The sequence below is a fragment of the Streptomyces violaceoruber genome, assembly GCF_033406955.1.
In the GTDB taxonomy this organism is placed as follows: Bacteria; Actinomycetota; Actinomycetes; order Streptomycetales; family Streptomycetaceae; genus Streptomyces; species Streptomyces violaceoruber.
Map to the genome: position 1 here is coordinate 2,729,204 of NZ_CP137734.1, position 26,617 is coordinate 2,755,820.

A 26,617-nucleotide genomic window follows, 5' to 3' on the forward strand; every position below is an offset into this window, starting at 1 on the left:
TCCGTGCTCTCTCAGAGGTGTTCGGGTGCGTCGATGCCGAGCAGGGCCAGGCCGCCGGCCAGCACCGCCCCGACGGCTTCGGCGAGGGCCAGCCGGGCACGGTGGGCGGCCGAGGGTTTCTCCCCGCCGCGGGGCAGCACGGTGGGCAAGAACGGCAGCGCGGCGTCGGCGACGGTGACGAGGTGCCGGGCGAGCCGGTCGGGGGCGCGGTGGTCCGCGGCGGCGGCGAGGACGCGGGGGTGGTCGGCGAGGGCGGCGAGGAGGTCGCGCTCGGCGACGGGGCCGGGGGCTGCGGTGAACCCGAGACCGGCGGCGTTCCGGGCGGCGGCCCGGGCGCGGGCGTGGGCGTACCGCACGCGGAACAGGGGATTCCCCTCCCGCTGGACGAGGTGCTCGTCGCCGATCCGGGGCCGGTCGCCGGCCGCGGGGTGGAGCAGGGCCCAGCGTCCGGCGTCCCGCCCGAGGGACATCGGGTCGGCGGAGCCGTGGGCGGGGACGGCCCGGACGTTGACGGGCAGCTCGGCGGGGGCGTGCCCGACGGCGTCGACGGTGACCCCGAGGACGGAGGTCCAGGCGTCCTCGAACCCCTCGGCGCTCACCCGGACGAGGGCCCCCTGGGAGCGGAGCAGCCGTGCGGATGCCTCGGCGACGACGACGGCACGCAGGTCGTGGGGGCAGTGGAGCTGCACGACGCGGCCGTCCGGTTGGTCGGCGTGCCCGTACCGGTCCCCGCGGCGCAGGATCTCGGCGACGAGACCGACGTCGGAGGCGGCGCGGTCGAGGCTGATGTTGAGGAACCCCGGCCCGGTGAGGACGACGTCGGTGATCCCGTCCGTTCCGACCAGGTAGGACCGCAACACCTCGGCGACCCGGAACGGCGTCTGCCCGGCCGGGCGGGCCAGCTGGAGGGCGATGCCAGTGGCGTAGTCCCCGCACCCCCCGGGCCCCGGCGGCGCGACCACGGCACGCGTCGGCACGGCCACGCTCAGCTCCCCCGCGTCGACGGCGCGACGCACCGCGTGCAGCACGGTGCGGGAGAGCTCTACGGGTGTCACGGGACAAGCGTATGGGAGGAAGGGGGTGGGGAGGCGAACCGATGTGCGCCGGTCCCGGGATATGGACGAAGCGGCAGCCCGAGGGGACCGGAACCGGACCCGAATGCACCCGGGTCCCCGGTCACGCCTGCGCGGACGCCCCGCTCTCCCCGGCGAGCCCACGCACCCGCGGCGGCGAGGCCCCGGCTCCGGGACCCGGCTGCCCGGGGCCCGCTCCGGACGCCCCGCGTACGGCGGTGGACCCACTTCCCTTCCGCTCCACCAACTGCCGCACCAGACCGACCAGCTCGGCGGGCTCGAAGGGCTTGGACAGAAAAGCGTCGGCTCCCGCGGCGAACCCGGCATCGACCTCGTACTGCGTACAGGCACTGACGATCGCGATCGGAAGGTCCCGGGTACGCGGATCGGCACGCAGCCGGGCGGCGGTCCTGAGCCCGTCCAGCCGAGGCATGACCACGTCCAGCGTCACGGCGTCGGGCCGCACCTGCTGGACGATTTCCAGACACTCGGCACCATCGCCCGCGGTCACGACCTCGAAGCCCTCCAGCTCGAGGTTGACCCTGATCAGCTGCCGGATGACCTTGTTGTCGTCGACGACAAGAATCCGGCCGGACGGCCTAGGCACAACTCGAGAGTAGGTCCGGACCGGCCACCGCGTCCGGGTTTTCCCGACTTCCGCCCTCCGCGGGTGACAGGGCCCCGCACGGGCCCCGTCACGACCCGCGAAAACCCGTTCATGACCACCCCGGGCGAGCTGGTAGTGTTCTACCCGTCGCCGCGAGCAACACCGAACGCGACGGACACGCCCCCGTAGCTCAGGGGATAGAGCAACGGCCTCCGGAGCCGTGTGCGCAGGTTCGAATCCTGCCGGGGGCACTCGCCCAGGATCAGCAGAAATCAAGCGCTGACCAGGGTGGATGCCGACAGAAGAGGGCGGGAGTCAGTCTCACTGACTCCCGCCCTCTCTCGTTGTCTCTCAGCGTTCGCGACACACCTCCGACACAGTCGCCGAACCAAGGACAACCGCGCGCTACCGGCTGTCAGAGGGTTCGTGTAGCGTCCGAGGGCTGGCGAGACTCAGGGGGGTGCCGGTGCTCGACTTCGATGTGTGCGCGAACGGTCAGGACTACTTCCTGGCACCTGGCAGGTACCGGGTAGAGGCGGATGAGGCCCGCGCGCTACTGGTGGAAAACAGCCGCTTCAAGGACAGCGCGACCCGAGAGCAGATATGGGACGGGTTTGAGCGCTACATGGGTCGCTTCTTCATCCTTGACGAGCACTTCAGCGATGTCCTCCAGGGTGAGTCCTTGGTTCACTCTGTGTGGCTTGGCGGCAGCTTCGTAAGCTCGCGCGTCGATCCTCGGAACGCTGACGTCACCGTCTTCGTCAACGACGCGGCGGCTACGGCCATCAAGGGGAAACCTAGGGCTGGCTGGATGACGCGGGCGTTCACTCGGGTCCACACTGAGAGGGAATACCTCCTCTCCGCGCTTGAAGTGCGCTACAGGCCGGTGCGGTCGGTGTTTGACCTGGACGAACTCGAACACACTGAGCTTGAGTACCTGCGCCAGCGCGGCGCATGGGACGACTGGTGGCAGCGGTGCAGGCCAGCCGGCGCGAAGGACGCCCCTACGCTGGAAAGCGCCGCACCGAGGCGAGGCTACTTGGAGGTGTCGCTGTGACCACGAACTGGCGTCAGCGCATCCTAGAAAGCCATCGCGCAGACCTGGACCAGTGGCTCGAACACGAGGACACCACCGAACTAGACGAAGACACTGTCGACACAGCTCAAAGAACGCAGTGGCTCTCTTCAGTTCAAAGGTGGGACCCGACTGCTCGCCATAGGGAAGAGCTGACTATCCGACTCACAGGCGGCGAAGCTGGCCGAGGAGGGCTACGTTTTTCCGTCGGCAACGCGCTGTTGAAGCCACTGCAGGATGGGGTGACGGCCTCAACCGACGAGGACGTGGAACTCGAATTGGTCGGCATCTCGGCTGGGAGCACAGTCTTGCATGTGCGGCCAACGACCCCTAATACGGCACCGCAGAAGCCCGTTACGGACGACCATCCAGCGGATAGCGACGCCCCCGAAGCTGCCGAGCAGGCCATCAGTGTACTTTTCGACGCGGTCAAGACCGTCGAAGGCAGAGAAGACGTAACCGAGTGGACACCTATGCTTTCCAGTCTATCTCGACTGGTCAGCGCCCTTGATCGCTTCGATCTAGCCGTTCAGTTTCGCTATTGTTCGGGCGACGGGACTGTAAATAGCTCAGCTCTTACGGAAACAGGGAAGCAATACGTCCGGGAGTTGCGGAAGACGCACAAGGACGCTTTCGCACGGGTGCAGTCAACGATCTTCGGCCGAGTGACCGAGTTGAAGCTATCTGGCGTCGCGGTGATTAAACCGCCGTCGAGCCCGGCCATCTCTGTCAAGTTCGAACCCGGGGAGATAACGCAGGTCCCGTGGAAACTAGGGGATGAGGTTAACCTAGTCGTCGAGGAACGCCGCAGACTCGCACGCGGGGGTGGCAATACTGTCACCGAGTACCTTTTCCTGGGCATGCCCATGGAAGATGGCGCGATCGAGGTGTTTGACGATCCGGACGACTTCCCCGTGACACTCCGCCACAGGGTCGCTCCCCCGAACCAAGATAGGGACGCGCAGTAGATGGAGAGGCAGAGGCGAGCTTCGCCTCTGCCTCTCCATCTACTGGTCCCCTTCCGATTCCATAGCCCGTTCGATTTTTGCGTTTGCCGCTTCCTCGTGGCCGTCGATACAGCCGTGGTAGCGGCGGTGGATCACCTCGGGGGAATTGCCTACCCGCCGGGCCACCTCAGCGATCGGCACCCCCGCGTTCAGCCACCGTGTGATGCAGGCGTGTCGCAGGTCGTACGGGCGGCCGGCCAATGGCGACTCGACACGATCCGGTGGAAGCGCGTACTCCCGCGCTTCTTCCCACACCCTCCAGTAGGTGGAAGAGCCCACCACTCCCCCACGCTCGTTGCCAAACACGCGCCCTTCTTTACCTGTCCCGAACTCGTTCAGGTGGGCCCGGAGGATGGTGACCAAGACGGGCGGGATAGGCACCGGGCGGTCGCTGGTCGCCTCCCGCGCCTTCAAGCCGCGGCGGTCGTGCCGCTCCCCCGAGTCGGTCCATTGCTTGCCCGAGACGGGGCGTGTCTCCCGCAGCGTCAGCGTGCCCCAACCCGTCTCCGGCAGGTGGCAGTCGGAACGCCTCAGCCCGACCGTCTCGGCGGGCCGCAGTCCCGCGTAGTACAGAACCGCGTAGAAGGCGGCCAGGCGCCGCCCACGGCAACGGTCCCACGATCCGACGTAGGAGACGGCCGTGAGCAACTGCCGGGCCTGTACGGCGTTCACGAGGACGCGGCGGTCCACCACATCGTTGGAGCCGACGTATTTCCGTCGGGCGCGCTGGAGCGGATTCTCCGGGAGCTTCCCCGTGACCACGGCGTGTTCGAGAGCGGTGTTCAGGGCGCGTCGCCGCCGCTTGTACGTGTCGCCCGCCGCCGGGGTGCCGTCCAGCTTGTACCCGAGGCGGTACAGCACATCCTCGAACACCTCGGCGTCGGTCAGGTCGGCGACCGCCCGGTCTGCGGTCGTGAGCCAGTCGTACGCGGCCTTGATATCGGCTGGCGGTTCCTCGCCCACGTTCGCGGGCACGACCCCCCACCGGAACGCTAGACGCAGTTGCTCATCCGAAGGCACGCCGTCCCCGCGCTTCACCATGGCGAGGCTCACGGCCGCAAGACCATCCGCCATACTCTCTCGGGTCTTGGCCGCGCTTGTACGCCACCGCCCGGCCACGTACTTGCGGCAGAACTCGAACCACCGCAGCGGGGGCTTTACTTCAGTCGCCGCGGCTGCATCGGCCGCCGCGCGCACCTCGGACTCGGGCAGGCCCGACTCTATTTCGAATGCCTCGCCGCGTCGATTCATGGCCTGCCACAGCTCCGATCGCCGACTATCTGCGAGCGCGGACGTGGTGAACGTTTCACCGTGCACCCGGCCTGCGACCACCCACCGCAGACGGTAGGGGCGTGACTTTCGCCCGGTTTTCGTGACTTTCCACAGCTTGACGTCGAAGGAGTAGCCCGGCCGGGCCGACCCGCGAGGGCGCCCGGCCGGGGTGTCGTTCAGGGTGCTCACGCAGCGTCCTCCCGCTCCGCTAGCCACCGCTCGTACTCCGACCGTCGAATCCGTACGTCGCCGTTGGGCAGCTTGATCGAGCGGGGGCCCTTCCCGAGCTGGCGCCACCGGTAGAAAGTCGACGGGGCGACTTTCAGATCAGCGATGACCTCCTTGACGGTCATCTTGTCGTCTCGCGTCCGGGCACTCATTTGGCCACCCCTTTGGCATTTTCCCCACCGGACAGGCCGGACAGCGTTGATTCTGACTGTCCGGTGTCTTTGTGCTGGTCAGACGTGACAGCCGGACAGTCGGACAGTGCGGGCACCCCTTGGGCGCTCTGGGCCCGGCTCTCGGTGTTCGGGTAGTACCGACCCCCTGGGTCCTTGGTGATCTGTCCAGCGTCGGCCATACGGCTGCAGGTACGGCGGATCGTGTCGATGTCGACGTTCGGCAGCTCACCCGCCATGTCCTTGGGCTTTGCACCGGGGTGGGCCCGGACATATCGAAGGATCGTGGCGCGGGTGTCGCCGATGGTGTGATCGGTGACCGGGCCATCGAGCATCTGCCAAGCGCCGGAGGCGGCTTGGAACTGAAGCGCGTACTCGGCTTCGTCGACGTCGCGTCCGGTGACGTGCAGGATGCCGTCAGCCTGCCCACGCGCCCGCTTCAGCACGAGCGTGGCGTCTGCGGCTCCGGCGATGCCGTTGGTGCCGGAGACCTCGGTCAGGAAGTCGTCCGAGCCTGCCTTGCGGACGTGGTGGACGAGCACAACGGCGATGCCGTAGTGGTCGGCGATCCGCTTGGCGTAGCCGACGGCCACGTAATCCGCGTCGTAGGCGGACACGCCCTGCGGGGCAGGGCCGCGCATCTTGGCGAACACGTCGATGACGACCATGCGGGCTTCCTGGTTGCGCTCCAGCCAGTTGGCGATGGCGTCGCTGCCGCCCTGAGGGAAGGGCGGACACTCGGTGACCAGGGTCAGCCCGGCCGGGGCCGGCTGACCTCCCAGCATCTTGCCCATGCGGGTCTGGAGACGGCGCGGGGTGTCCTCCAGGGCGAGGTAGAGCACCGGGCCGCCGTCCACGGGCAGTGAGTCGAAGGCGTGGCCGCCCGACGCGACCGAGAGGGCCAGCCCGAGAGAGAGCCAGGACTTGCCCACCTTCGGGGGTCCGGCGAGCAGGTTGACGCCTTCGGCGAGGATGCCGGGCACCGCCCACTTGGGCTCCGGGAAGTCGGCGGCCATGAGCTGATCCGCGGTCCACGCGGTGCGCGGGCGCTCCCGCTTAGGCAGTTCCTTGGGGGCCGTCTTGGGATCGCTGGGCACGGAGTACAGGTGCAGCGGGGGGATCGGGTTGGCGCTCATGCCGCGACCCTCCGGGGGCGGTTGGCTCCGGCACGCAGGCCGGAGGCGATGGTGCGGCGTGCCTCGCGTTCGCCTTGGCCGACGCTGAGCGCGGCCTCGGTGAGCTTCTCGCTCACCTCATGCGCGTGCAGCTCTCCCCCGGCTACCAGCTGTCCGAGGGCGACGGAGGCGATGTAGAGGGCGTGGTTGTGCTGGTGATCGCGGGATCCGGTGACGCGGGCCAACTCGTCGTTGAGCGCGGCGTTGAGGAACTTGCCCCGCCGGTCGTGGGTGGACAGCGGCACCGTGACCGGACGCTGTGGGGGCAGCGGCGCCGGGCGCAGCAGCTTTGCCAGCCAGCCGGGCAGCGGTGACGCGGGCGCGGCGTGGGCGGTGTCGTAGGGGCCCGCTGGGACGATGCTGCCCGCGCCGACGACGTAGCCGCCTGCCGCGCGGGTGTCGACCTTCCAGCCGAGCCTGCTCTGTGTGTTGCGCAGCTCCTCGCCGTCGGGGGTGGTGAAGTACAGGTGCAGCCCGCCGCGGCCGGTTTCCACGGTGTGGGTGTCGGCCGGGTAGTGCTGGCGGTGGCGCTCGCAGAGAGCGGCGAGTACGTCGGCGCCGTCGAGGATGCCGTCATCAGCCCACGCGGCAGGCGGCTTGTCGTCGGGGTTCTTGGGGGTGTCGAGGTCGATGACGACCAGTCCGGAGGGTCCGGTGGCGATGCCGATGTTGTAGGGGGCGTGGGTCCAGCATCGGGTGATGCGGTCCGGGTCGGTGGTGGCCCGCTGTTCCCAGTCGCGGATGGCGGGCCGCTTGTCGCTGGGGATGAGGGGGAAGACGTGCCAGCCGCGGGACGCAGCGTCAAGCGCGGCGGTGAGCTGGGCAGAGCCGTCCAGGTGAGGCATCCTGGGGGTTCTCCTGTTTCTGTCGAAGGGACAAGAGAGCCGGGGTGGGCGCGGTCTTGTGGTGAGAGGCGCCCGCCCCGGGTGTATCTAGTTCTCGGGGTCCGGGTGCAGGTAGCAGGGCCCCTCGCCGAGGTCGTCGTAGACGCAGGCGGCGTGCAGGGCGTACTGCTGGCGGACGTAGCCGCGCGGGTCCTTGTCCGCCCGTTCCACGACGCGGTCGGCGAGGTGGTCGCGGTCGGTGTCGAGCAGGAACACGGCCGCCGCTTCAGCGGCCTCGGTGGCGTCACCGAAGGGCGGGGCCGGTTCGTCCATGAGCGCGATGCGGTCGAGCAGGGCGGCCTTGCGCAGGTAGTAATCCCGTTCCAGCGCGGTGAAGCACTCCGCGATGGCGACAGCGTTCGTCACCCACCGCATCTCGCTGAGGATGCTCGGGGCCAGGGCGTACGCCGCTTCCGGGGCCAGGAAGGGCTCGGGGGCGGGGCGATGGTCGGCGGTGACGTAAAGGCGGGTGCGCTGGCCGTCACGGGTGGGATACCGGCGGGTCTCGCCGGTGGTGAAGGCGGTGGACAGGGCGGCGGTGACGCGGTCGGCGTCGGCCGGGTCGGTGATGACGCGAATCTCGAACACGTGGGTCCTTCCCCTCATGGGGTAGCTGGGTGGGATGACGGAGCGTCAGCGGTCAGGTGATGAGGCAGCGCCTTCCTGGCGTCAGCGCTGGGGGAAGCGGTGGCTTGCGTTGCTGGCTTATGTGCTTGCCGTGGCCGGGCTTGCAGCCGTGTTCTGGCATTGGGTGCGGGGCAAGTCGTGGGACGACTCGCTGTCGTTCGCGCTGACGGTCGTGTTGACTTCGGTCGGCGGCCAGTTGATAGCCCGGCTCATCCTGTGGAAGGCCGGTCGCGGTGACGGCTGACGCTCAGCCGTGGAAGTGGTTGCGCTTGAACGTGGCCTTGTGGATGTTGACCGTGGTCCCGCCCCGGTGACCGCGTGCGCTGAGCACCTGCACGGCGACCCAGCCGCCAAAGAGGACGGCGGCGAGGATGACAAGCTGGGTGACCAGGGCGGTCAGGGCGGTGATGAACGCGGTCAGCAGGAACAGCCCGCCGCACACCGCGAGGAAGCCGACACCTCCGAGGGCGATGTTCACGGCCGCGCGGGAGACGGCCGGCTTGGCGGCCAGCGGCTCGGGCTGGGCGGGGGTGACGGCGTAGCCGGTGACGACGCGGCCGTCCGGGAGGACGACGCTCGCCACCGACGGGACGCCGCCCGGCTGCACGGGCGCGAGCGGCGCCGTGGGTGCGGGTACGAGGGGCACGGGGCGGTGGACTTCCACGCCCGCCGCGTCGTATGCGGCCGGGCGGCGGAGGGGTTCGTTCATGGCGGCTCTCCCTAGTTGCCGAGTTCGGCGATGGCGTCGGCGGATGCCTGGACGAGGTTGTGGATGGGCTCGTAGGCGCCGGTTCCGGCGGCGAAGAACCCGAACAGGAACAGGACCAGGGCGGCGCCGCCCCCGGCGGACTTGGTCTTGACGGCCAAGGCGGACGCTGCGCCGAACAGCAGCACGGCGGAAATGTTGAGGATCATCGGATGCCTTTCGGGCGGGGGGTGTCGGTGCCGGCGCGGTAGATGCGGGCCCAGCGGTTGTAGAGCCAGCGGCCGACGCGGATGCGTTTGCCGGTGGCCTTGCAGCGGCGGCAGTTCTTGCCGCGCTTGGCCTTGCCCTTGCGGTCGGTGGTGAGTTCGTGGCCCATGCCGTGGCACTTGCGGCAGTCGCCGAACGGCGAGGCAGCACACAGCCCGCCGTAACCGAAAGTGACGGCGAGCAGGCAGGCGATAGCAAGGAGGATGGGAGTCATCGGGAGCCCTCCAGGGCGGGTTCCGGGGGTTTCCGCAGGTGGGCCGCTATCCGCTAGCGACCTGATCAGACTGGGTTTGGGGTGCTAGCGGGGCCGCTAACGTTAGCGGGGTGTGCCGCTAGCGCTAGCGGCCCCGAACGGTCAGCCTGCGTCCCGCTTTCCGTCACGATCCGCAATCGCGGTGGTGATGTGGGAGCGGTCGATGCCGCGCCGGTTGACGACCTTGCCGTTGACGCGGCGGCCTACCTGGATGGTGGAGACGCCGTACGGCTTCAGGGCCGCGGACAGCCCTTCGGGGTCCCAGCCGCCGTAGACGTCCTCGCGCAGTTCGGCGAGCCGGGCGACGACGGTCTCGGACCAGACCTTGGTCTCGGATGCCGGGATGACGGCGAGGATGTCGGCGAGCAGGTCGTAGGCCGGGCCCGTGACCGTCTCCGGTGCCTCCCCGAGGGCGTGGCCGGACAGCAGCCCGGCCGTCTCGCGGGCCTTGCGGGCGCGGGCGGCGATGGTCTCGGCGCCGGGCGCGTCGACGTAGACGGAGGCCACGATCCGGGCGTCGGAGCCCTCGCCGACGAAGTAGTGGATGCCCTTGTCACCCCAGGCGAACATGGTCGCCCGCACACCCCGCTTGTAGGCGGAGGTACCGAGGACCATGTCGTTCTCGGTCTGGCCCATGACCTTCAGGCACCAGCGGGCGGACGCGTTCGCGCTGATCCCGGTGGGCAGGGACTTGGCGTCCGGTCGCTGGGTGGCCAGCAGCATCACGATGCCGGTGGCGGGGCCGCGCTTGACCAGGTCGGTGGCGATCTCCTCGAACTCCTTGCCGTGCTCGGGGTGCTCGAACAGCACCTGGCACTCATCCACCCCGACCACGATCGGATGCAGACCGAGCGAGCGCTTGTCCGCCAGCGCGGACGTGACCTTGGACTCGGGGCAGATGTCCCGGGGCAGGGAGCGGATCACCTTGGTGCGGCGGCGCAGTTCCTCGCGCAGCGCCCGCCAGTCGGCGAGCGCGTAGGCGATGGCTTCGTCGTCGTCGCCGGCGGCGTGCCGGTGGGAGACGGCGTTGCCGACCGGGTCCAGGTCACCGGTGCCCTTCATGTCGTAGGTGTGCAGCTCGGCGCGCGGGTCGAGTGCGGCGATGAGCAGGAGCAGCCGCAGGAGGAAGGTCTTGCCCATGCGGGGGATGGCGCCGATCACCCCGGCGATGTACATCAGGGTGACCTCGATCCAGCGTCCGCGCTGGTCGGTGCCGTAGGCGACGGGCTTGAACAGGTCCACCGCGCCCGCCTTGGCCAGCGGCCACTGCGGCTTCTTCGCCTTGGTCAGGTCCTGGTCACCGACCCACAGCACCAGGCGGCCGGTGTGTTCGTCGGCCACCGCCTCGGGCCACACGCACCCGAGCGGGCGGCGCAGGCCGGAGGCGAGGCGTTCGCGGCGCTCGATGATGTCGGTCACGGTGACGCCGAAGGGGAGGTTGCCCTCCGCCCGCCAGCCCGGGCCGTCGCGGGTGATCGGGGCGGTGAACTCGAACCCGTCCCGTCCCTTGGCCTGCGCCTGATTGATCGCCGGAATACCGAGCGCTCCGAGAGCGCGCAGCACGATATCCGAGGTGAGCTTCGCGGCCTTGGGCAGTTCCACGGCTCGGTGGATGACCGGGGCGTCCGCCTTGCGGCCGGCCGACCCGAACGCCATCACCAGCGTGCTCACCGACACGGCCTGAAGCCATGCCGGGGCGAGCACGTAGATGGCCAGCGCGGTGGCCAGGCCGGTGAACATGGCCAGCACCGTGACGAGGGTGCGCAGTCGGACCCGGCCGTCGCGCTGCCGCGACAGCTTCAGGTACTCCGCGGCGTCCTCGCGGCGTACGGCCGCCAGGCGGACGGGCTCGCCCTCGCGGTCGGCCACCCACCGCAGCGTGCCGCCCACGAACTTCGCCGCGCCCGTCGGTGCCTGGAGGGTGAGGCGGGCGGCGTAGACCGGGGCGCGCAGCGCGTGGTACCCGGCGGCGTGGGCGTAGTGACGGGCCACCCACCCGGCGGCCGTCTTGAGTTCGGCGGTCGACCGCAGCCACACCGGGACGACCGCCCGGCGCCGTGCTCCGGCCAGCCGACCGAGGTAGCCGGGGCCGGTCGCGGTCGGTGCCGACCGGTCGACCATCACGGGCGCCGCCGGGTCGGCCGACCCGGCACCCGACCGTCCGTCATGGGAGTCGGGCGACCGGTCGGCCGACTCGGCGCGGGCCGAGCGTGCCTTGTCGAGGTCGACTACCTCGCCGCCCGAGTCGGCGGCCATCTCGGCTTCAAGCCGGTTGAAGAGTTCGTTGTCGTCGTCGGGGTGCTTCACTGAGGGTTCCTTCCGGAAGTGGCGGGAGGGTGGGCCCGGCCGACGCTGTAGGAGGTGGGCGGCCGGGCCCGTGGAAAGATGATGGGCGCCCTACTGGGCGGTAAGGGGGACACTTTGTGCCCCCTTACTGAGGGGGCCAGTTCGCCCCCCTCCGGCGGTCAGGCGGCGTGTGCGGCGGTGCGGGCGAGGGCGGCGGTGACGCGCTCGCCGATCCACTGGGCGACGTTGCAGGAGACGGCGTTTCCGGCCTGCATGGTCTGCTCGCCCTTGTTGCCGTGGACGATGTAGTCGGCCGGGAAGCGCTGCGCGAGGAGCTGTTCGCGCGGCTGGATCATCCGGTAGTGGCAGTCCTCCAACGCGGGCGCCGGCGAGGCGATGCCCGCGGAGTCGACCGTCGACAGGGTGTGCAGCGGCTCACCGGTCGTCTTCGTGGCCGCGTTGCGGTACGGGATGACCAGCCAGTGATGCCGACCCTTGGCCGTCACCGTGTCGACGGGCTCGCCGACCGGCCGTGCGGTGGCGTTGCGGCGCAGGGTGACGATGAACGAGTCGTCCGCCTGCGGCGGGGTCAGCAGCGCCTCGAACCCCTTCGGATTCGCCAGCCGCGTGCGCATCGGCTCGCTGGCCCGGGTCGGTGTGGTGTTCCACGTGCCGCCGCTCGGCACCAGCACGGCATCCCCGATCTTCACCGTGCGGGCGGCCAGCGGGGCCGCGTCGGCGGGGACAGCCCGGCCGTCATGCCCGCCGTGGTTGACCGTGAGCACCATCCGCTGATCACCCAGCAGGTTCAGGCCCGCGCGGATGCGCTTGACCGTGTTCGCCGCCAACGGCCGAAGCCCGGTCGCCGGGCGGTCACCGATGCGGACCCCGAGGTTGGTCCAGTCGATGATGCTCGCGGCCGGACGCACGTACGGCTCCACCACAGCGTGGCGGCAGCCGCTGTTGGGGCAGCGGTAGTCGTACTGCTGCTTGTACTTGCCCACCCGGCGCCCGTTGCGCCAGGACTGGACCGCCCGCACGTCCGTCGCGCACTCGGTGCAGTACGCCGACGGCGTGGGCGCCAGGTCGGGTTGGGGGATGTCGGCGCGGGTGAAGACGATGTAGATCCGGTCCCGCCACTGTGGTGCGGGCAGGTTGCCGGTGCCGCCGACGTGGGCGGAGGAGACGGAGACGATCTGCGAGCGGTAGCCGAGCATTTCCATGCCCTTGCGCCACCAGTCGAACAGCTCCCAGTCCACGGCGAATTCGAGGACGTTCTCACACAGGACCGCCTTGTAGCGGTGCACCTCGGTCGCCCGGATCACGTCGTAGGCGGTGGCCCTGGTGCGCTCCCAGCCCGCGTCGTCCACCCGGCCGTGCTCCTCCAAGTCGAAGGACAGTTGGCCGTGTGTGCGGCGGCGTCCGCCAGCCGGGGAGATCTCCGTGCAGATCGGCGAGGCCCACAGGATGTCCGTCTTCGGCAGGCGCCGCATGTCGTAGTTGTTGATGTCCGCGCACAGGTGGTCGGCGTCGCGGTGGTTGGCGGCGTGCGTCTCCACCGCGCGCTGCCAGTGGTTGGCCGCCAGGCGCAGTTCCAGCCCGGCCGCGACCAGGCCCGTGGAGGAGCCGCCCGCGCCGCAGAACAGATCGGTGAACGTCAGGCTCATGCCTGCACTCCCTTTTCGAGGTCAGAGGTCGAACAGGCCCGGCGCGTCGTCCACCGGGGCCGTGGTGCGGGCGCGGCGGGCGGCGGCGGTGTGGCACTCCGGGCACCAGGCCAGCAGCTCCCCCGGCGGCAACTTCACGGCGATAACGGGCGGGGTGAGCGGGTCGGCAGGAGCGGCCATCAGGCGGACGCGGTGGCCGTGCTTGCTGGTGTAGCCGTCGTGCTCGCGCGGGCAGCGCCCGTCGGTCTTGGCGTGGGCGTTGCCGCACTGGCCGCTGCACTGGCAGCGGTGCCCGGCAGCGTCCATCACCGGCCGCCAGGTGCCGACGGCAGCGAGGGGCTCACTCATGCCGCCACCCCCACGGCCGGGGCGTCCGTGCGGGCGCCGGTACGGCCGGCGCGGCGCCCGGCGAGGGTGGCGAACAGCCGACCCAGACCCGCACGGCGCAGTCCGGCGCGGGCCTGCTTGGCCGCGTACATCGCCTCATCCGCCCGCCGCAGCAGCCCTGACAGGTCTTCGGCGGGGAAGTCCGCGGCGCGCACCCAGCCGAGCGAGACGGTGGTGTGCACGGCCGGGTCCTGGCCCTCGACGGGTCGGGCGAGCACGCCGTGCAGGACGGCGAGCAGGTCGCCAGCGGTGCCGTGGTCGTCGATGAGGACGGCGGCGAACTCATCGCCCCCGAGCCTGCCCGCGACCCCGTTGCGGCCGACGTGGTGGGCGAGCCGGTCGGCGGTTGCCTTCAGCAGCGCGTCTCCGGCGGCGTGCCCGTAGGTGTCGTTGATGTGCTTGAACTTGTCGACGTCTGCGAGGGCGACGACCGCGCGCGGGTCCTTCAGCAGGACGGTGGCACGGCGGGTGAAACCGTCGCGGGTGTGTAAGCCGGTGAGCGGGTCACGGCGGGCGGTGTTCAGGCAGCCGTACAGCCAACGGACGTGCGCCGCCCACCCGGTAGCGAGCGGCAGTACGGACAGCAGGATCGTGGCCAGCGTGTTCATGCCGCCACCTCCTGACCGGTGTCGACGGACGCCCCAGCGTCCGTGTCCGCGTCGGTCTCGGTGCCGGGGGTGTCGACGGGGCGGGCGTGGTCGTCGGCCCGCTCGGCGAGCAGCACGTCACGCACCTGCCGAGCCGGGGACGCACCACACCGCAGCGCCTTGCGCAGCGCCTCCGCGTTGATCCCGCTGTCAGGCCAGTCGGCGGTAGCCGTGCGGGCCTCGGTCAGCAGGTCCGCCACCGAACGCGGCGCCGCCTTGCCCCGGCCCTTCCCGACACGCTTCCGCGGCGCCCTCGGGGCCGAAGGGGTGGCCTCTTCCCTTTCCCTGGCCGGTTCCGGCGCGGGCTCCGGGTCGGGGGTGGTGTCGGGCACTGCGTCGGCCGGGTTCAGCTCACCCAGCCGTAGCAGGACGCGTTCGCGGCGCGGGGTGCGTCGCCGCCAGGCGCGTCCATAGCGCTCGCGCAGGTCCGCGCGGGCCAGCAGCCGCTCGCGCTCACGGGCAAGCGCGTCGGCGTAGGAGGTGACCTCCCACAGCGTCATCCGGCGCCACAGCGCGAACGTCGACAGCGGGGCGAGCAACCAGCGCGAGAAACGCACCTTTTCCATCCGGCGGCCGGTCGCGGCGCCGATCCGGACGGCGTAGATGTGCGCGCCGATCTCGGAAAACACCACCCACAGCAGCGGCATCGTGCCGTGCGCCACCTTCGCCCACAGCGAGTGGCCGGCGGCGACGTTCAGCCCGCACGTGATCAGGGTGAGCGCCCAGGGCACGAACCGCACCCACGCCAACGCCATGTCCATCCGGATCAGCAGCAGGTTGGCCAGGGTGAACACCGGAATGGCCACGTCGATGCCGACCGGCAGCATCCACGGCTCGCCGAACCCCCAGCGGGCGGCGGCGGCCGACACGGCGTCGAAGGAGGAGATGAGACCGAGCGCGCCGACACCGGCCGCCGCAGCGGCGCCGATCCCGGCCAGGCCCATTTCCGGGCGCGTCAGCGGCGGCACGGCCGGAGGGTCGGGGGCGGGTGCCGTCTCGTCGGTGGTCATGCTGCCGCTCCCTTCCGCGAGGGCCGCCGACGCCCGGCCAGGCGGGGCAGCGGGACGACGTTGAACAGCTCGGGGGCGTGCGACTCGATCACCTCGGCGACGACGCGAGTCACGTCGTCCGGGAGGTCGGGGTTGTCGGCGAGGATGTCGCGGGCGGCGTCCAGCCGGGCCGCGCGCTCTTCCTCGGTCTCGCCTTCAGCACCCAGCCACAGCTCAAGCGGGGTGCCCAGGGCCAATTCGATGAAGTCGTTCACAGAGACGGCCTGATGGCCGCCGATGTACGTACGCATGGCAGCGCTCCTGTCGAAGGGACGAGGGAAGTGCCGGCAGCCGTGGCCTGGTGGTGAGAGGCGACCGCTCGGCGTGTGCGCCCCGAGCCGCGCGTGCGGGCGGGGCAGCGCCCTGGCCAGGAGTCGAACCCGGCCTACGACCATCAGGGCGTCTCGCGCTGTACCTCACGCAGGACGGGTCCCGCGTGGCCGCCTACTTGGCCGAGGAGAGGCGGCGTGATCCCCATTCAGTTGTCAAAGGTCAGACGCTCCCGGCGGGTGCGGTAGCCCCTTAAGGGACGCCCGTTCTCACGGGACCCGTCGGCACGTAATTCAGATTGACCTAGGTCAATCTAGCTGTCAAGAGGGTTCGAGCGAAGAGCAGAGATTGACCTAGGTCCGGCTACTCTCGAACCCATGGAGCAGAGCCCAGAAGCGCCCAAGCAGACGCCCACGGCCAAGGAGATCGCCGCGGAGTTCCGCGAGAAGATCACGGGCCGGAACCGCGAGTACGAGCCGGGGGACCAGCTCCCTGCAGCGCGCAAGCTCGCCAAAGAGCTTGGCGTGCAACTCATGACCGTGCAGAGCGCGTACGGCCAGCTCCGCGATGAGGGGGTGGTTCTCACCCAGCAAGGCCGCGGAACCTTCGTCCGTGACCCTTCGACGCCGCTCGGCACCGAGCCGGGCAGTAGCCCCGCGTTCACCGCGCTGGCCGCAGAACTCAGCTCGATTCATGACGCTCTTCACCTACTCGGCGAGCGACTAGATCGCCTTGAACAGCGTGTCGGCGACGGGACTCCACCCGCGCCGTGAGGGCGCCCGCGCGACTCATCAGTCGTTCGATCGTGGCGCGCGCTTCGCTCAAACCGGCTTCAATCAAGGCAAACTCCGTGGGAGTCAGGCCTCCCAACTCGCTGCGTCGCTCATTGATCCCTGACATGCCAATGAGCATGCTGCCGGAAAGGAAAGAGGACCCGGACAAACTGTCCGGGTCCTCTTTCTTTGCAGCTCAGCCGGGTTGACGAAGCGTCACTGAATGGCTTCCTCTGCGGCGTCCAGTACTGCGGCCCACGGTAGCTCTCGCCCTGCTGGCGCTTCCCTCGGCTCGTACAGCGGCCAGACGTCCGGGCCGTAGACCACGCGCACTCCCCCGGCCCGAAGGGCGTCGATGTGTCCCTGCCACGCGGGATGGCGAGCGTGCGCCGCGTTCACCCGCGGGAAGACGATCACCGGCAGACCGAGCGTGCCAATAGCCTCGCCAACCTGAGTCAGTGCCTGGTTATCCATCAGTCCGGTCGCAAGCTTGGCGACCATGTTGGCTGAGGCGGGAGCGACCACGTAGCCATCCACGCGAGGATGCGGCCGCGCTTCGCCGGGGAGGCGCGGTTCGTCGCGTACAGGCAGGCCAGTGACCTTCTCAAGTCGCTCGATTTCGCCGCTCATGCGCAGCCACCGGCCTGCGGTCGGCGTTAGCGTGACGGCTACCTGCCAGCCGCGCTCCATCGCCGGTCCGACGAGTCCGATACGCAGTGCCTCTACGCCTCCGGCCGCCGATCCGACGACCCCGAGCACCCCGCGCTTGCCTGAACTCACTGCACCGCCCTACACCGTTGCGCCATCACGAAAACCGCGGACGAACGCGAACCGCCGGTCACGGGGGACTGCTTGATCAGGTCCCGCAGCGTCTCGCGCACCCTCGGATTGTTGCGTACGAGCTGCGGCGACGTGCGCTCAGCCGTACGCAGCTCCGCGAACGCCTCGTCCCCCTGGCCCGCGAGCGACAGAGCACGCGCGAAGTCGATGCGATGCGAGACGCTGCGCTCCTGCGGCATGTGGTCGACACTGATCCGGCCGTGTTCCACCACGTACGTCACGTTGTCGAGGTCCAACTCAATGGACAAGCGATGTAGCAGGACGTTCGTCGGACCGAATCCGGTCTGCCAGTAGTTCTCATCCGACCCGAGGTCGTCTGCAAGGTCTTCGGCACGGTCAAGCAGCCCCGTGGCAGTAGGCCGATCCTGATGCCGCGCTGCCGCTACGGCGGCCCGCAGGTGGATCATCCCGAGCAAGCTGAGCGCGGCCGGGTCGTTCTCGGTCACCTGGGACGACAGCCACGTTGCCGCCGTGTTGCCCAGTTCGAGAGCATCGTCATAGCGCCCGTTGGCTAGCAGGGCATGCGTGCCGGACCGGGCCGCAGAGGCCAACACGAGCGGATCGTCCGACTCGTCAGCAGCTCGCATCGCGCGCTCAGCAGCGAGCCATGAAATGTCGGACTCCCCGATCTTCGCGAGCGTCGTAGCGGCGAGATGGTGCGTACGGGCCGACACCGCCCAGCAATCGCTATGGTCGTCGCCACGACGCGCCGCGCGATCTTCCAACTCCTGCGCAGTCTGAAGCAGAGCGGGAAGAGCGGCCACGACACGGCCCAGCCGCCCTCCCTGGTAGTCGTTCCATGCCTGTTCCACCCGTACGGCCACTGGGGCCGGCGTCGGCAGCTGAGTCTCAGCCTCAGGTCCGAAGAGCAGTCGCGAGAGGCGCCGCGGGCTCATGAGGGCGTCGCGCACGGCGGGGACGTCGTCCTGTTGGCGCTCATCTTCCATGAGGACGGTCTGTCCGAGCAGGTCCCCAAGGGACACGCGCAGGATGCGCGACAGTTCGGCGAGCATGTCGATCCGGGGCGGCTTCCGGCGCCCAGTCTCGATCTTCGCAAGCCAGTCGGTGCTACGGCCGACCAGTCCGGCCAGCACCTCTTGCGTGTAGCCGCGGCGCTTCCGGTAGAACGCGATGCGCTCGCCGATGCTGAGATGATCTCCAAGACCGCGCATGGGGTGCTGCCTCCTGGTGCTGGTAGGGGCGACTGCAAAGGTACCGAGGCACGGTGCTGCGGAACACATGCCCAAACACTTGGCGCTACAGACAAGGGTGGATCAGGTTCCCTGAGTCGTGCCGGACAAAGTGTCCGGGTACCGCTCTTCCCGGCCGAGGATCCGTGTGCTGCAGTGCGCGCACGCGCCGCGACCTCAGTCACTGAATTTGAGCCACAGTGCCGAAGATCCTATGGCGACAGGCAACCTGTTGGGTGACTGTTTCCTCAGGTCAGAGGTGACTCTGCCGACGGCACTCGAACAGCTTTTTGAGGGGTGATGCACGGCTGATTAAAACCCCTTCGGCAAGAAGTGCATCCAGCATGCACCAACTGGAGCCGGCGTCAATACGGCACCGGTTCGGTCGATTCACAATGCCCCGCCATTGATTTTTCGATTGACAGATCAGGGAACGCCATGGAGCTTGTACCATCCTCGCGGTGCATCAGTGACCACAGGGGGTGGGGGCAGGAATGGCACCTGCTAGCGCATCTGCAAGCGGCCCTACGGAGCAACTCCTAGAACACAAGTCGGCCATCTTGGAGCTGCAGGATAAAATCCGGACGCGGAAGATACAGCTCCGAGGTCTGTACGGCAGTGGGCTTGCAACCGTCTTCAGTATCCTCGCGATCTATATTGCGACAGTAGCAACATGGCGGACTGTCGACATCGGGAAGGTCAACCGGATCGCGATTCCCTTGACCATCGCTTGTGGAATTGCCTTCATCGTCCAAGCCATCAGGGAGAGCGATCGCTTGGAGCGCAAATCCGTCCGACAGCTTGAGTTAGAGCTAGAGATAGCCGAAGAGCGCAGAATTCTACAGGCGAAGCAACTGGACTTCCCGGTTGATCAGCGACAGTTCAGCTATAAGGACTCACTACCTCGGGAACTCGATCAGCTACGCTCCGAGGCCCAGCACTACCGACGCATTCACAATGCGTTTCAGTCCGTCATTATTATCGGCTCTCTAGGTACCACAACAGCAGCCAGTATCGCTGACACCCCGTCCTACTTAAAGTGGGTGACCGTGGGCCTCAGCTTCGCCGTCGGCGTATCGGCTGGATTCACCGGGTACTTCAAGTACCGGGAACGAAGCTTCTATCTGCAGCAAACCGCTGACGCCATTGAGCAGCACGCCACGGCATTCGAACTCGGGATTCCTCCGTACATTGGTGAAGAAAACGATAATCTCGCCAAGTTGACCAAGGAAGTTGAATCCCTGCGCGTCGAGCAGCGCAAGCGAGAGCAACAGCTCGACCAACCTCACGAAGGTAGAGACGGAACCGTCTAGGCAACGCCCGCGCCGACACCGTCACCAACATGAGGGGCGAATCATGCAGCTCTCCACAAAACGCTGGCTCCTGTCTCCAGTAACACAGTGGCGCGCATACCGGTTCCTGAAACGTCAGAGAGGAGGAATGACTATAGAAATAGCTTGGATACTCGTACGACTCAGACGAAACCCCGCCGAAGCCAACTATGCCACCGCACGAAGCTTCCTAGCCGTCAGTGAAAATCCGGGACTCCATTTTGAAGACTGGTCATCGCTCCCGCAGGAGGAAAAGGATCGCCGCCGCTCATGGCTGAGGCGGCATGGGCGCTCCCCCTTCCAACAGCTTGGCATCACCGAGCACTTTCTCTTACAAGCGGGTATAAGCGTGACGGACTGGGGGCCCCCAGACGATGCAGATAGGGACTGAGCGTTCGTGTGCCCAACTGTCCGCCTCTCCCAGTACTACGACGGATCTCATGCGCCAGCCAGCCCGCGCAGCCGATGCGTACGCGGCGAGGCTCGTAACAGCGGAACGGCGAATCTTGGTGCCCCTCGTACGGTGCAAAGCGCCACCACGCCAGCTCCGCATCGTATGTGTCCCACTGTCCGGCTGTCCCATCTAGTCCCTCATCTGCATAAACAGCCCGGACAGCTCCTGAGCCCACTGTCCGGGCTGTCCGGGTCACGGCGGCTGCAACACCCCCGGTGTTGCAGCCCGCCGGCGACCGTGTTCCTCATAGGCCTAGAACGTGTCTCCTTGATTGCGACGTGGGGGGGGCGCTCGCGTGAAGACGAACCCCGCCCCCATTGCGGGCACGCCGCACCGACCACTCTGCGGACGCCGCGCGATCACCGCGTGCCTGGACGGGGGCCTGGACTGGGTGATGAGCGCCCTGGAATCCCTGCCGGCCGATCAGCAAAGGCGGTCTGCGCCGTCGTCACGAGCGGGTACGAAACCTGAAGTACGCCTGCCAGCAGGACTAATCCGCCGCTACGCTGCCGACCCAGGAACAAGGGGGGCACATGGGCACAGGCGGAAACATCCACATCGGCGTACTCGGTGAAGAGGCACGCGTCACTGCGATGGCCCGTCACAAGAAGAGCAGGGCAAGCGCACTCGCGATGCGGGCGGGAGTCGCTGGTGGCGTCCTGTCCACCCTGGCGGTCGCGGGTGCCTCAGGTGCTGCAAGCAGCAAAGAGGGGGAGCAGGGTGCGGACTCGAGCGATCTGCTCATGCTCGCGCTCATTTTTGGTGTTGCGATGGCCTTCGTCGTGGGGTTCGCGATTCCGTGGTTTGTGACGCGACAGACGTATATGAAACATCAGAACGAGCATTTCACGGAACGGATTAAGGCCGAACGCGAACGCCACCAGCAAGCAATGGAACAGCTCAGGAAGACGACTCAGCTCGTCACACTAATGGAGCTGAACCAGGACCAGATCAAGACGTACCACGACATCGTTACTGAACAAGCCGAAAAGTCGTTCAAGAGCGCACGCAACGCCATGACGGCTGGGTTGGTGCTTTTGGTCGCTGCGGCTGCGGGTGGCGTGAAAGTTCCCGTCGAGGAGATCCGCTGGTTCATCGGTGCTCTCGCCATGTTCAGCACCATGTTCTCCGCCTACCTGTCCCGGACATATTTGATGCTGTACCGGGAATCGATCAGCCAACTCAACCGGTACTTCGACCAGCCCGTCCAGAACAGCTACTACCTGACCGCCGAACGGCTCGCAGCTGGACTTGAGGGTGAAAGTGCCCAATCGGTGCGGAAGCAGATCATCGACCAGGTCTTGGAGACCAGCACCCGCATCGGCGGCAGGCCCGTGACGCAGCAAGAGCCAGTGGAGATGAAACCGAAAGCCGCGCGACCGAAGCCGAAGAAGCGGAAGAAACGAGCAGCCGCCGTTAACGGCACACCGCACCCCTGAGGGGGTTGTGGCCGCACAGCATGCCGGCGCTGTCGGTGCCGCCCGGCATGTGTGCGGCCCGCCCAGGCCGTCTTCGGAGGCCCAGCGCACTTTGTGACGCTCAGGCACTCGTCAGATAGGCGGAGCGACGGCCGGGCGCCACGCCTTTGCCGCACCCCGTTGTCGCTGGTGATGCTGGCGGCTCACAGCGTCACGCACGGCTGTAAAAGCCGGGCGAGTTGGTCTCGGGCGTCCGTCGCCTCTACGGCGTGCGATCACCTCAAGCGTGAGCGCACTGGTGTCTGGGCAGCCCAGCCGGCGCAGGGCCCATCTGCCGCGGGCGACACGTTCGCGACACAGCTCCGACACGCTATGTGCCCCAGAAGCACGACGAAGCAGATTCGCCGCAGGTCAGAGGAGATGCAACGCGCAATCGGCACAATCACTCCGGAGCCGTGTGCGCAGGTTCGAATCCTGCCGGGGGCACCCCTTGTGAGGTGCCTAAAGACCCCGTCACCAGCGGAAACGCTGAGGCCGGGGTCTTCGTGTATGTGCAGGCGTGTGCGGCCCGGAGTGGCCGTATGTCGGGGTCTGTGGACGAGGCGTGGACGGGATCTCGGCGCATAGTCGCAAGTAATGAGGCTCGTTGGCGGTGCGGCCGGAACGGCTGCGTGAAGGCTCTGCGGCTCGACAGCACAGGTGCGAGTCAGTAGCGCGCTTCCACGCCACGACAGAAGGGCGTCCCACGGCAAAGAGGACGCCCTTCGTCGCGGTGTTGTTGTGACTACAGGGCCGCAGGAGCCTTCTTGTACCACGTGGTGATCACACCGACGAGGTGGACGATGTTCTGGGTGCGCATGATCGGCGAGGCAGCATTCGGCTCGAAGTCGTCGTTCGCCGCGGTGGTGCGCCAGATGCTCGTCTCAGCGACCGGCGCGGCCATGTGCGGGTCGAGCCGCTTGAAGAAGGCGGTAATGTCATCAAGCTCAACCGGGTTGTCGCCCGCCCGCAGCTCGCGGAACACTCCGCCGAGGACGCGGAGCATACCCACCGAGCCGAGGAGCGAGGTGCGGCGCACCTCCTGGGCCATGGTGAGGTCTCCCGGCTGACGCTCTGCCTCGGGGTCGTCCTCCGTAAGGGCGGCGAGGTCGGTAAAGGCGTTGGAAATGACGTCGAGGAAGTCCTTGACCTGCTCGATCACCTCACCGTCGGTGAGAGTCTGTTCCGCCTTCTTGCTGATGCGGCCGCCAGCACCGGCAATGACGGCGCGCGTGATGTCGGCAACGTGCTTGGCGCCCATGAAGTTGGGGTTTTTGAGCGTCATGCGGTCCTGCTCGGCATCGACTCGACCCTTCAGCAAGGGGTGGTCGATAACGTCCGAAAGGGTGCGGTTGGCAACCTTGTAGCTGTCGAAGCGGGCGCGAACGGCGCTGCTGATGCCCTTGGCATTGTCTGCAACGTCCACGAACATCTGCTGGGCCTTGATCGGGTCCGGCTCTACGTAGATGTCCAGACCGACGTACTCGGCCTTCAGGCGGTTCATCTGGCCGATGAGCTTCTCTCGCTCGACTTCCAGTTTTGCAGCCTTCTCCGGGCTGACCTTGCGGGCCATTTCGCGGTCGACAGCGGAGATGGCGTCGGTGATGCGCTGCTTCTCAATTGCGACACCAAGGACGCGATGCTGGCCGTCGATAGTTCGCAGAGAGGAGATGCCTCCGATCGCCCAGGGGACGGTGAGGTAGCCGACGGCACCCTGATCGTCCACCTTCTCGAAGGTACAGCCACCGCCGTCTCGAGCCAGGAGGGCGGGAGCGACCCAGTCCTGCTTGGTGTCGAGGTACTCGCCGAAGTGCTTGGCGTGGAGGCGGTCGACCTTGCGGTTGTCCTTGTCGACGTTGCTCGGGTCAGGAACCGGGAGGATGGTCGGGAGGTCCAGCAGAGGGACGCGCACGCTGTAGACGGTGCGGCCGCCCTGAGGCGTCTTAATGGCGAGGTAGGTGCTGGAGTCCTGCGGCTTGGACAGACGCAGAGGGTCGACGGAAATGGTCACAGAATGCCCCCAATGGAATCAACCACGCACTTGACTGGCGCAGCAACGAGTAAACGGTAGACACGGACCCCCGCCGGCGGCAGGTAAGTTCTTAATTTGCGAGACAAGTTGGTAATTTACGACCGCAAGTGCTTCACCAGTGATCGGTTGCGACCGCAGCTGATCGCCTACACCCCAGCGGATCGGAACCCGCGCGCTCACGAGACCGACTACGCGGCTCGCACCGACGGCGGTTCGGTGGTCTTCCGGGAGCCCCAGCTGAACGCCTGGTACCGGTTGGCCGACGGCCAGGTGGTCCCGCTGAACGAGGAGGCCCGTGCCTCCGTCGGCGCCGGGGGCACCGGCCTGGCGTCCTACCAGCGCCTGGTGCACCAGCGGTACGCCGACAAGATGCCGGGCTCCGCGTACGACGAGGGCGGCTACGCCGGCGGGTACGCCACCGGGGCCGGGCGGGCGCGGGTCGCCGCGGACGCCCACACGGGCTCGGAGGCGACGGACACGACGCCGGTCGTCGCCGGGGTGGGAGCGCGTGCCTTCGCCGTCGCCGGGGTGGCCGGTGGGGTGTTGGTCCGCCGGCGGTGGCTGGCCGGGAGGTGAGCCGGGCCTGAGCCGACGGGCCCGACGGGCTCCGACGACGCCCACGGCGGTCGGGGCCGTCAGCGCGGGGGTTCGGTGATGGCCTCCGCCAGGGGCTTTCGGGCCAGGTCCGGGACCTCGCAGTCGGGCGCCGCGTAGCCGACGGGGAAGAGGATGTAGGGGCGTTCGTTGCCGGGGCGTGCGCAGATCCGGGTGAGGAAGGCCATCGGGTTGGGCGTGTGGGTGAGGGTGCTCAGGCCCATCGCGTGCAGGGCGGTGATGAAGAGGCCGCAGGCGATGCCCACGCTCTCGTTCACGTAGTAGTTCTTGCGCAGCGATCCGTCCGGCAGCGCGGTGCTCTTCTCGGCGAAGCAGACCACGATCCACGGTACGACGTCGAGAAAGCCCTTGTCGGAGTCCGTTTCGAGGCGGGCGAGCGCGGCGCGCCACTCGGGCGGGATGCGTCCGCCCTCGTAGTTGACCCGTTCCTCCTCCTCGGCGGCGACCCGGATGCGGTGCTTGGTCGCGGCGTCGCCGATCACGGCGAACTTCCACGGCTGGAAGTGGGCGCCGGAGGGTGCGGTGTTGGCCGCGGCGACGGCGAGGTCGACGCACTCGCGCGGGACCGGCTCGTCGCTGAAGAACCGCACGCTGCGCCTGCGGTCGACGAACGAGACGAAGTCCCGCCCCCGCCGGATCATTTCGGCCTCGTCGTACCGGTCGGGGCGGTAGGGGACGAACGGGTGCGTGTGCTGCCTCACGGGTCTCCTCCTGGACGGGAGCCCACAGGGTGGGGCGTGGGGTGCCTATTGGGCAACTGATGCATCTTCTGGTTGTCTATTTGGCAGGAGAAGCGGCATCGAGGTGCTCTTCGCGTGACAGATCGGCAGATGCAGTGGCACGACAGGGGCTCGACCAGCTCGACGGGCGGATGCTGCGGCTGCTCCGGGAGCGTCCGCGTGAGGGCCTGTTGGAGATCGCCCGCCGGCTCGGGGTCGCCCGCGGCACCTTGCAGGCGCGGCTCGACCGGTTGACCGGATCCGGCGTGGTGACCGGTTACGGGCCGGACATGGACGTCGCCGCCCTCGGGCACGTGGTCCAGGCGTTCACGACGTTCGAGGTGGACCAGCCGGCCCGTGAGGCCATCGCCGCGCGGCTGCGAGCCGTGCCGCAGATCCTGGAGGCGCACGTCGTGACGGGCCCCGGCGACATCTGGTGCCGTATCGCGGGCACGAGCAACCAGCATGTGCAGGAGGTGATCGACCAGGTGCTCGAGGTGCCGGGGGTGCGACGCAGTACGACCGTCATCGCCCTCAGCGCCGTCGTCCCCTACCGCGTCCAGCCCTTGGTCGACGAGGTGTCCGGCCTGTCCGAGCCACGCCTGGGCTGACTCCGCGGTTCCCCGGGCCCCTCGGGACGCCGGCCGGCTGAGCCGCGCTCAGCCCTGCCAGATCTCCCCGATGCGTCCCGCGTGGGCCGCGCCCTGGCGCCGCCCTTCCCGCGCCGCCCCGGGGATGCGGGAGGCGTCCAGGGCGTTGCGGCCGAAGGCACGGCGGGCCGCCCGGTCGGGGGTCAGCAGGGCGACCCGGGCGCCACGCGAGGCGAGGGTCTCGGCCTGGGTCCGCGCGCTCGGGCTCGCTCCCGCGCCCTTGGGAATCGGGGCCAGCACGACGACGCGCGCGCAGTCGTCGACCAGGTCGGCGTTGGTCGTGGAGCGGACGCCGCCGTCCATCCAGCGGCCCGCCCCGATGCTGATCGGCGGGAAGAGGGGCGGCAGTGCGCAGGTCGCCGACATGGCGTGCAGCAGGTCGACCCCGCTGTCGGCGTCGAAGGCGGTCGGTTCCCCGGTGAGCGCGTCGACGGCGAACATCCGGACAGTCCTGTCCGGCCAGTCCCGCACGGGCAGTTGGGCGCCGATGGCGTCGAAGACCGCGCTCTGCGGCACGTCGCGCACGGAGAGCGCCAGCCGGCCGAGGCGCCTGACCACCGTCTCCGGGTCGCGCGAGCCCAGCGCGGCCCACAGGTACCTGACCGTCATGCCGAAGGTGAAGTCCACGTCCAGCATGGGGCGTTCACGGTCGAGCTGCTCCTTGTAGAGGCCGGCCGGGGCCGCACCCCTGGCCAGGTCGAGGGCCAGCAGCGAACCCGCCGACGTGCCCGCGAGGACGTCGGCGTCCGCGAGGTCCACCCCCGCGTCGGCCAGCCCCGCCAGGACACCGATCTGCCATCCGTACGCGGTCAGACCGCCCCCGCCCAGCACCAGCGCCGTGTCCGCCACGTCCGTCACCCCTCCCGTAACGGGGACCACTCCCCGCTTCACTGCCGAGCGTGACGC

Annotated in this window: 29 protein-coding genes and 1 tRNA gene; 9 read left to right on the forward strand and 21 right to left on the reverse strand. The window is 68.5% G+C overall.

The window, feature by feature from the left end:
- Positions 1-11: 11 nt before the first annotated feature.
- Positions 12-1,055: an ArgS-related anticodon-binding protein NrtL gene (nrtL, locus tag R2E43_RS11780; protein ID WP_332056163.1), complete on the reverse strand. Its 1,044-nt coding sequence runs from the start codon at positions 1,053-1,055 to the stop codon at positions 12-14.
- A gap of 121 nt (positions 1,056-1,176) precedes the next feature.
- Positions 1,177-1,680 (reverse strand): response regulator, encoded by a 504-nt coding sequence (locus R2E43_RS11785; RefSeq protein WP_332056164.1) that lies wholly within the window; start codon positions 1,678-1,680, stop codon positions 1,177-1,179.
- A gap of 179 nt (positions 1,681-1,859) precedes the next feature.
- On the opposite strand from R2E43_RS11785, the gene R2E43_RS11790 reads away from it, so the two are divergent.
- The 3 genes from R2E43_RS11790 to R2E43_RS11800 all read left to right on the forward strand — a co-directional run bounded on the left by R2E43_RS11790 (position 1,860) and on the right by R2E43_RS11800 (position 3,723).
- A tRNA-Arg gene (locus R2E43_RS11790) sits at positions 1,860-1,931 on the forward strand.
- A 209-nt stretch (positions 1,932-2,140) separates the two neighbouring features.
- Positions 2,141-2,737, forward strand: coding sequence for a DUF6932 family protein (locus tag R2E43_RS11795; protein ID WP_332056165.1), 597 nt, complete (start codon positions 2,141-2,143; stop codon positions 2,735-2,737).
- Complete coding sequence (locus R2E43_RS11800) at positions 2,734-3,723, forward strand: hypothetical protein (protein ID WP_332056166.1); 990 nt, start codon at positions 2,734-2,736, stop codon at positions 3,721-3,723. The genes R2E43_RS11795 and R2E43_RS11800 overlap by 4 nt, the downstream gene beginning before the upstream one ends.
- Before the next feature lie 39 nt (positions 3,724-3,762).
- Here the strand turns inward: R2E43_RS11800 and R2E43_RS11805 are convergent, their stop codons facing one another.
- The 5 genes from R2E43_RS11805 to R2E43_RS11825 all read right to left on the reverse strand — a co-directional run bounded on the left by R2E43_RS11805 (position 3,763) and on the right by R2E43_RS11825 (position 8,079).
- On the reverse strand, positions 3,763-5,214 hold the full coding sequence (locus tag R2E43_RS11805) for a tyrosine-type recombinase/integrase (RefSeq protein ID WP_387845756.1): 1,452 nt from the start codon (positions 5,212-5,214) through the stop codon (positions 3,763-3,765).
- A 5-nt stretch (positions 5,215-5,219) separates the two neighbouring features.
- A complete protein-coding gene (locus R2E43_RS11810; RefSeq protein WP_332056168.1) occupies positions 5,220-5,414 on the reverse strand; it encodes a helix-turn-helix transcriptional regulator in 195 nt (64 codons plus the stop codon).
- Entirely contained in the window at positions 5,411-6,568 is a 1,158-nt protein-coding gene (locus R2E43_RS11815) for an AAA family ATPase (RefSeq protein ID WP_332056169.1), read from the reverse strand. The genes R2E43_RS11810 and R2E43_RS11815 overlap by 4 nt, the downstream gene beginning before the upstream one ends.
- Complete coding sequence (locus R2E43_RS11820; protein WP_332056170.1) at positions 6,565-7,452, reverse strand: bifunctional DNA primase/polymerase; 888 nt, start codon at positions 7,450-7,452, stop codon at positions 6,565-6,567. The genes R2E43_RS11815 and R2E43_RS11820 overlap by 4 nt, the downstream gene beginning before the upstream one ends.
- Positions 7,453-7,539: 87 nt before the next feature.
- Positions 7,540-8,079, reverse strand: a complete 540-nt coding sequence (locus tag R2E43_RS11825; RefSeq protein WP_332056171.1) for a hypothetical protein — start codon at positions 8,077-8,079, stop codon at positions 7,540-7,542.
- A gap of 34 nt (positions 8,080-8,113) precedes the next feature.
- Here R2E43_RS11825 and R2E43_RS11830 point away from each other — a divergent pair, with 34 nt between their 5' ends.
- Entirely contained in the window at positions 8,114-8,362 is a 249-nt protein-coding gene (locus R2E43_RS11830; RefSeq protein ID WP_332056172.1) for a hypothetical protein, read from the forward strand.
- A gap of 3 nt (positions 8,363-8,365) precedes the next feature.
- Here R2E43_RS11830 and R2E43_RS11835 read toward each other — a convergent pair whose 3' ends face one another.
- From R2E43_RS11835 to R2E43_RS11875, 9 genes are all read right to left on the reverse strand, one after another.
- Positions 8,366-8,827, reverse strand: coding sequence for a hypothetical protein (locus tag R2E43_RS11835; RefSeq protein WP_332056173.1), 462 nt, complete (start codon positions 8,825-8,827; stop codon positions 8,366-8,368).
- A gap of 11 nt (positions 8,828-8,838) precedes the next feature.
- Positions 8,839-9,033 carry a hypothetical protein gene (locus R2E43_RS11840; protein ID WP_061444264.1) on the reverse strand — a complete coding sequence of 65 codons (195 nt, stop codon included), beginning with the start codon at positions 9,031-9,033 and terminating at the stop codon, positions 8,839-8,841.
- Positions 9,030-9,305, reverse strand: coding sequence for a hypothetical protein (locus R2E43_RS11845; protein ID WP_332056174.1), 276 nt, complete (start codon positions 9,303-9,305; stop codon positions 9,030-9,032). Before R2E43_RS11845 ends, R2E43_RS11840 begins: the two co-directional genes overlap by 4 nt.
- Before the next feature lie 141 nt (positions 9,306-9,446).
- Entirely contained in the window at positions 9,447-11,651 is a 2,205-nt protein-coding gene (locus R2E43_RS11850) for a cell division protein FtsK (protein ID WP_332056175.1), read from the reverse strand.
- A 158-nt stretch (positions 11,652-11,809) separates the two neighbouring features.
- Positions 11,810-13,297 (reverse strand): DNA cytosine methyltransferase, encoded by a 1,488-nt coding sequence (locus tag R2E43_RS11855; RefSeq protein ID WP_332056176.1) that lies wholly within the window; start codon positions 13,295-13,297, stop codon positions 11,810-11,812.
- Between the two features lie 21 nt (positions 13,298-13,318).
- Positions 13,319-13,645, reverse strand: a complete 327-nt coding sequence (locus R2E43_RS11860) for a hypothetical protein (RefSeq protein WP_332056177.1) — start codon at positions 13,643-13,645, stop codon at positions 13,319-13,321.
- Entirely contained in the window at positions 13,642-14,292 is a 651-nt protein-coding gene (locus tag R2E43_RS11865; protein ID WP_332056178.1) for a GGDEF domain-containing protein, read from the reverse strand. Before R2E43_RS11865 ends, R2E43_RS11860 begins: the two co-directional genes overlap by 4 nt.
- Entirely contained in the window at positions 14,289-15,341 is a 1,053-nt protein-coding gene (locus R2E43_RS11870; protein ID WP_332056179.1) for a DUF2637 domain-containing protein, read from the reverse strand. Before R2E43_RS11870 ends, R2E43_RS11865 begins: the two co-directional genes overlap by 4 nt.
- Positions 15,338-15,631 (reverse strand): hypothetical protein, encoded by a 294-nt coding sequence (locus R2E43_RS11875; protein WP_224298330.1) that lies wholly within the window; start codon positions 15,629-15,631, stop codon positions 15,338-15,340. Before R2E43_RS11875 ends, R2E43_RS11870 begins: the two co-directional genes overlap by 4 nt.
- A gap of 396 nt (positions 15,632-16,027) precedes the next feature.
- Here R2E43_RS11875 and R2E43_RS11880 point away from each other — a divergent pair, with 396 nt between their 5' ends.
- Positions 16,028-16,423, forward strand: a complete 396-nt coding sequence (locus R2E43_RS11880; protein ID WP_332056180.1) for a winged helix-turn-helix domain-containing protein — start codon at positions 16,028-16,030, stop codon at positions 16,421-16,423.
- Positions 16,424-16,639: 216 nt separating this feature from the next.
- On the opposite strand, the gene R2E43_RS11885 is transcribed toward R2E43_RS11880, so the two are convergent.
- Complete coding sequence (locus R2E43_RS11885) at positions 16,640-17,203, reverse strand: flavoprotein (protein WP_224298332.1); 564 nt, start codon at positions 17,201-17,203, stop codon at positions 16,640-16,642.
- A complete protein-coding gene (locus R2E43_RS11890; RefSeq protein WP_332056181.1) occupies positions 17,200-18,435 on the reverse strand; it encodes a helix-turn-helix domain-containing protein in 1,236 nt (411 codons plus the stop codon). The genes R2E43_RS11885 and R2E43_RS11890 overlap by 4 nt, the downstream gene beginning before the upstream one ends.
- A gap of 578 nt (positions 18,436-19,013) precedes the next feature.
- Here R2E43_RS11890 and R2E43_RS11895 point away from each other — a divergent pair.
- Positions 19,014-19,766, forward strand: coding sequence for a DUF4231 domain-containing protein (locus tag R2E43_RS11895; RefSeq protein ID WP_332056182.1), 753 nt, complete (start codon positions 19,014-19,016; stop codon positions 19,764-19,766).
- 1,005 nt (positions 19,767-20,771) lie between these two features.
- Complete coding sequence (locus R2E43_RS11900; protein ID WP_332056183.1) at positions 20,772-21,677, forward strand: hypothetical protein; 906 nt, start codon at positions 20,772-20,774, stop codon at positions 21,675-21,677.
- A 763-nt stretch (positions 21,678-22,440) separates the two neighbouring features.
- Here the strand turns inward: R2E43_RS11900 and R2E43_RS11905 are convergent.
- Entirely contained in the window at positions 22,441-23,706 is a 1,266-nt protein-coding gene (locus R2E43_RS11905) for a DNA sulfur modification protein DndB (RefSeq protein WP_093456999.1), read from the reverse strand.
- A gap of 147 nt (positions 23,707-23,853) precedes the next feature.
- Between R2E43_RS11905 and R2E43_RS11910 the strand changes: the two genes are divergently transcribed.
- Positions 23,854-24,303 (forward strand): hypothetical protein, encoded by a 450-nt coding sequence (locus R2E43_RS11910; RefSeq protein WP_206309198.1) that lies wholly within the window; start codon positions 23,854-23,856, stop codon positions 24,301-24,303.
- A 59-nt stretch (positions 24,304-24,362) separates the two neighbouring features.
- On the opposite strand, the gene R2E43_RS11915 is transcribed toward R2E43_RS11910, so the two are convergent.
- Positions 24,363-25,043 carry a nitroreductase family protein gene (locus R2E43_RS11915; RefSeq protein ID WP_003973648.1) on the reverse strand — a complete coding sequence of 227 codons (681 nt, stop codon included), beginning with the start codon at positions 25,041-25,043 and terminating at the stop codon, positions 24,363-24,365.
- 134 nt (positions 25,044-25,177) lie between these two features.
- On the opposite strand from R2E43_RS11915, the gene R2E43_RS11920 reads away from it, so the two are divergent.
- Complete coding sequence (locus R2E43_RS11920; RefSeq protein ID WP_003973649.1) at positions 25,178-25,672, forward strand: Lrp/AsnC family transcriptional regulator; 495 nt, start codon at positions 25,178-25,180, stop codon at positions 25,670-25,672.
- A gap of 48 nt (positions 25,673-25,720) precedes the next feature.
- Here R2E43_RS11920 and R2E43_RS11925 read toward each other — a convergent pair whose 3' ends face one another.
- Complete coding sequence (locus tag R2E43_RS11925; RefSeq protein ID WP_016327273.1) at positions 25,721-26,560, reverse strand: patatin-like phospholipase family protein; 840 nt, start codon at positions 26,558-26,560, stop codon at positions 25,721-25,723.
- Positions 26,561-26,617: the final 57 nt, after the last annotated feature.

Coding starts and splice junctions, on each gene's coding strand:
- R2E43_RS11810 (WP_332056168.1), bottom strand. CDS start 5,414: ATGAGTGCCCGGACGCGAGACGACAAGATGACCGTCAAGGAGGTCATC.
- R2E43_RS11815 (WP_332056169.1), bottom strand. CDS start 6,568: ATGAGCGCCAACCCGATCCCCCCGCTGCACCTGTACTCCGTGCCCAGC.
- R2E43_RS11820 (WP_332056170.1), bottom strand. CDS start 7,452: ATGCCTCACCTGGACGGCTCTGCCCAGCTCACCGCCGCGCTTGACGCT.
- R2E43_RS11830 (WP_332056172.1), top strand. CDS start 8,114: ATGACGGAGCGTCAGCGGTCAGGTGATGAGGCAGCGCCTTCCTGGCGT.
- R2E43_RS11835 (WP_332056173.1), bottom strand. CDS start 8,827: ATGAACGAACCCCTCCGCCGCCCGGCCGCATACGACGCGGCGGGCGTG.
- R2E43_RS11840 (WP_061444264.1), bottom strand. CDS start 9,033: ATGATCCTCAACATTTCCGCCGTGCTGCTGTTCGGCGCAGCGTCCGCC.
- R2E43_RS11845 (WP_332056174.1), bottom strand. CDS start 9,305: ATGACTCCCATCCTCCTTGCTATCGCCTGCCTGCTCGCCGTCACTTTC.
- R2E43_RS11855 (WP_332056176.1), bottom strand. CDS start 13,297: ATGAGCCTGACGTTCACCGATCTGTTCTGCGGCGCGGGCGGCTCCTCC.
- R2E43_RS11860 (WP_332056177.1), bottom strand. CDS start 13,645: ATGAGTGAGCCCCTCGCTGCCGTCGGCACCTGGCGGCCGGTGATGGAC.
- R2E43_RS11865 (WP_332056178.1), bottom strand. CDS start 14,292: ATGAACACGCTGGCCACGATCCTGCTGTCCGTACTGCCGCTCGCTACC.
- R2E43_RS11870 (WP_332056179.1), bottom strand. CDS start 15,341: ATGACCACCGACGAGACGGCACCCGCCCCCGACCCTCCGGCCGTGCCG.
- R2E43_RS11875 (WP_224298330.1), bottom strand. CDS start 15,631: ATGCGTACGTACATCGGCGGCCATCAGGCCGTCTCTGTGAACGACTTC.
- R2E43_RS11880 (WP_332056180.1), top strand. CDS start 16,028: ATGGAGCAGAGCCCAGAAGCGCCCAAGCAGACGCCCACGGCCAAGGAG.
- R2E43_RS11890 (WP_332056181.1), bottom strand. CDS start 18,435: ATGCGCGGTCTTGGAGATCATCTCAGCATCGGCGAGCGCATCGCGTTC.
- R2E43_RS11900 (WP_332056183.1), top strand. CDS start 20,772: ATGGGCACAGGCGGAAACATCCACATCGGCGTACTCGGTGAAGAGGCA.